General features: G+C 63.9%; 4 protein-coding genes. 1 reads left to right on the forward strand and 3 read right to left on the reverse strand.

Going from position 1 to position 2,855, the window contains the following annotated elements:
• Positions 1-277 precede the first annotated feature (277 nt).
• The 3 genes from purU to FVW27_RS12375 all read right to left on the reverse strand — a co-directional run bounded on the left by purU (position 278) and on the right by FVW27_RS12375 (position 2,147).
• Positions 278-1,132, reverse strand: coding sequence for a formyltetrahydrofolate deformylase (gene purU, locus FVW27_RS12365; RefSeq protein ID WP_167125557.1), 855 nt, complete (start codon positions 1,130-1,132; stop codon positions 278-280).
• Between the two features lie 189 nt (positions 1,133-1,321).
• Positions 1,322-1,726, reverse strand: coding sequence for a hypothetical protein (locus FVW27_RS12370; RefSeq protein ID WP_167125559.1), 405 nt, complete (start codon positions 1,724-1,726; stop codon positions 1,322-1,324).
• A 190-nt stretch (positions 1,727-1,916) separates the two neighbouring features.
• Complete coding sequence (locus FVW27_RS12375) at positions 1,917-2,147, reverse strand: hypothetical protein (protein ID WP_167125561.1); 231 nt, start codon at positions 2,145-2,147, stop codon at positions 1,917-1,919.
• Positions 2,148-2,661: 514 nt separating this feature from the next.
• On the opposite strand from FVW27_RS12375, the gene FVW27_RS12380 reads away from it, so the two are divergent.
• A partial coding sequence (locus FVW27_RS12380; RefSeq protein WP_167125563.1) for a hypothetical protein occupies positions 2,662-2,855 on the forward strand: 194 nt, incomplete at its 3' end.

Genomic DNA, 2,855 nt, shown 5'->3' on the forward strand with positions numbered 1-2,855 from the left:
GGGCGCGGGCTGCCTCCGGCGGTCGGAGGGGCGGCCCGGCAGGGCGACGAAGAGTGCGCGCCGTGCGTCCGGTGGGGACTCTAGCGCAGGCCCTTTGCGGCTTCAAGACAAAACACGGGCCGGTGCGAGGTGGCGTGCGCTGGTGCCCCGGCGCGGGGGGCGGACAGGCAGGGGCACAAACAGGTGGAGTGAGCCGGAAGTGCGAATGGAAACGCGCCCGGAAGGTGGAGGCTTCCGGGCGCGGTGCGTACGGGGGCAGTGTTCGGAAACGGTGTGTCTACCGGAACACAACGGTCTTGCTGCCATTCAGCAGCACGCGGTGCTCGATGTGAAAGCGCACCGCCCGCGCCAGGGCCAGGCATTCCACGTCGCGGCCCACGGCCACCAGGTCGTCGGGCATGTGCGAATGGTCCACCCGCGCCACTTCCTGTTCGATGATCGGGCCTTCGTCCAGGTTTTCGGTCACGTAGTGGGCGGTGGCGCCGATCAGCTTCACCCCGCGCGCAAAGGCCTGGTGATAGGGCGAGGCCCCCTTGAAGCTGGGCAGGAAGGAATGGTGGATGTTGATCACCCGGCCCTTGAACCGGGCGCAGAATTCCGGCGAAAGGATTTGCATGTACCGGGCCAGCACCACCAGGTCGATGGATTGTTCCTCGATGATCCTGGCGATGCGCCCTTCCTGTTCTGCCTTGTTTTCCTTGGAAATGGGCAGGTAGTGGAAGGGGATGTCGTGCATCTCGGCGATGCGCTGGAAGTCCTGGTGGTTGGAGACTATGGCCGGGATGGTGGCGTTCAGCGCGCCCGTCTCGCAGCGGAACATGATGTCGTTCAGGCAGTGTCCGAAACGCGAAACCAGCACCAGGATGCGCGCGGTGCTGCCCGCGTCGAACAGTTGCCACTCCATGTCGAAGGTTGCGGCCACGCCTGCGAACAGCCGCTCCAGTTCCGGGCGACCGGGCCCGTCGTCGGGCATTTCGAAATGGATGCGCAGGAAGAAGCGTTTGCTTTCGCGGTCGCCGAACTGGGCGCTGTCCAGAATGTTGCAGCGCTGTACGGCGAGAAAGGTGGAAACCGTGGCCACGATGCCGATGCGGTCGGGGCAGGAGATGGTCAGAATGTACGGAGAGGCCATGCGTGGTCCTTGTGCGACGTGGCCCGTCGGGCGGGCGCGATGCGGGTTGGTCTCCTGCGGCTGGGGTGGCTGGTCATGTGGTGTGATGGGTTGCCTTACGACAGAACCGCGCGCGCTTCAACAGGATTGAAGAGGCACGCGCGGCTGTACGGCAGGGGCGGGACGGGGAAAGGAGGCAGGGTGGCAGGCCTACAGGCAGGTGCCGATGCCGTCCATGTAGAAGCGGGTGACCTGGGGCAGGCTGGCGTGGTCGCCTTCGCGGCGGCGGGCCCAGCGGCGGCGGAACATGCGTGCCGCCTTGCGGAATCGGCCCGATTCGAAGCCCAGCATGTTCAGGGCCATCAGGGCATCGTCGATGGTCAGGCGCCCCTTTTCGATGAAGGCGTCCAACTGGCGGCACACGGCGTAGAAGCATTGCACCCGCCGCGAGGGCGAGAAGAACCCGATGGAGGGCATGCGCGCACGCAGGGCGTCCACGGCCTCGCGCAGGGCGTCGAAGTCGTCGATGCAGCGGATGGCCTCGTGCATGGGCATGCACTTGCGGTTCAGGAATTCCGCGAATTCATTCAGGGTGCTGAAGCGGCGGCGGGACATATGGCGCACCTCCCGGCCGGTGAAGGCCTGCGATGGTGGACGTGGATGCGGCATTGTGCGTCATTTGTCGGCAAAGGACAAGCACATGCCGTCCACCGGACGCACGCGGCGGTCAGATGGGCTGACAGGAGGGGCAGGGCGGATGAAAGAGGAAGGGGCCGGGCAGTGCGCCCGGCCCCGGCTTACGGCTCTAGTACTTGCTGGTCTTCTTGGAGGCCTTGGCGACCTTGACCTGCTTCTTGGCGGCGGTTTGCTTGGTGTTCTTCTTTTTCACGGCCACCTTCTTGGTGGCCTTCTTCTGCTGCGCCTGCTGGGTTTCGATGGTCTGGGGCTTCTTCACCGTGGCGGCTTGGCCGACGGCGGGCAGGGCCAGAAACGACACGCACAGGGCGGCGAGAAGGGCTTTGGTCAGGGTCTTCATGGTATGCAGCCTCCTGCAAGGGATTGTTTGCGCCTTCTCTGCGCTCATGGCTGCAAAAGTCAACCAGAAAATTTCAAGACCTTGCGCCGCGGAGGGTGTGTGCGGAAAAAAACGGGAGTAATCTCGCAACAAAGGATGATATGAGGGATGAAATGCGTGTGATGATGGGTGGCGTACGGTTCAAATTTCTTGCTTGATTTTCAAAATATATGTGTAAGATTTTGCACTTGTTTTGTATTGCATGATGCCATGCATGCAGTATGGCGTACGTTGCGCATGCGTAGATGCAGTAACTGCTGTTGCGCTGCGGCGTTGCGCCGAGTCGTGCATGCCGCCATGCGAGAAGGGCCTCCGGATGTTCCCGGCAGTGCGATGCGACACACCATGTTGTTCGTTGCGGCGTGTACGTTGCCATCACGGGCGCTTTTCCATAGCCTGACTGCGCACGATCACCCGCGCGCGGCATGTCCGCCCGAGCGTTGTGCCTTGCAGCCACCCGAAACCCCACGGAATCATGACCGCATCCTTTTCGCCCGACGACCGGGCACATTCCCCCGTTGCTCCCGCCATCCATCCGCTTGTCCACCTGCTGGCCACCGGCGCGGCGTTGCCGGGCGCGCCCGGTGTTCCCCGGCTTCCGGTGGACGCCGAACTGCCGCACCTGCTCGGGGTGCTGGCCGATGGCGTGCGCGCGGTGTTGCAGGCCCT

The organism is Nitratidesulfovibrio liaohensis (genome assembly GCF_011682075.1).
In the GTDB taxonomy this organism is placed as follows: domain Bacteria; phylum Desulfobacterota; class Desulfovibrionia; order Desulfovibrionales; family Desulfovibrionaceae; genus Cupidesulfovibrio; species Cupidesulfovibrio liaohensis.

Coding starts and splice junctions, on each gene's coding strand:
- purU (WP_167125557.1), bottom strand. CDS start 1,132: ATGGCCTCTCCGTACATTCTGACCATCTCCTGCCCCGACCGCATCGGC.
- FVW27_RS12370 (WP_167125559.1), bottom strand. CDS start 1,726: ATGTCCCGCCGCCGCTTCAGCACCCTGAATGAATTCGCGGAATTCCTG.
- FVW27_RS12375 (WP_167125561.1), bottom strand. CDS start 2,147: ATGAAGACCCTGACCAAAGCCCTTCTCGCCGCCCTGTGCGTGTCGTTT.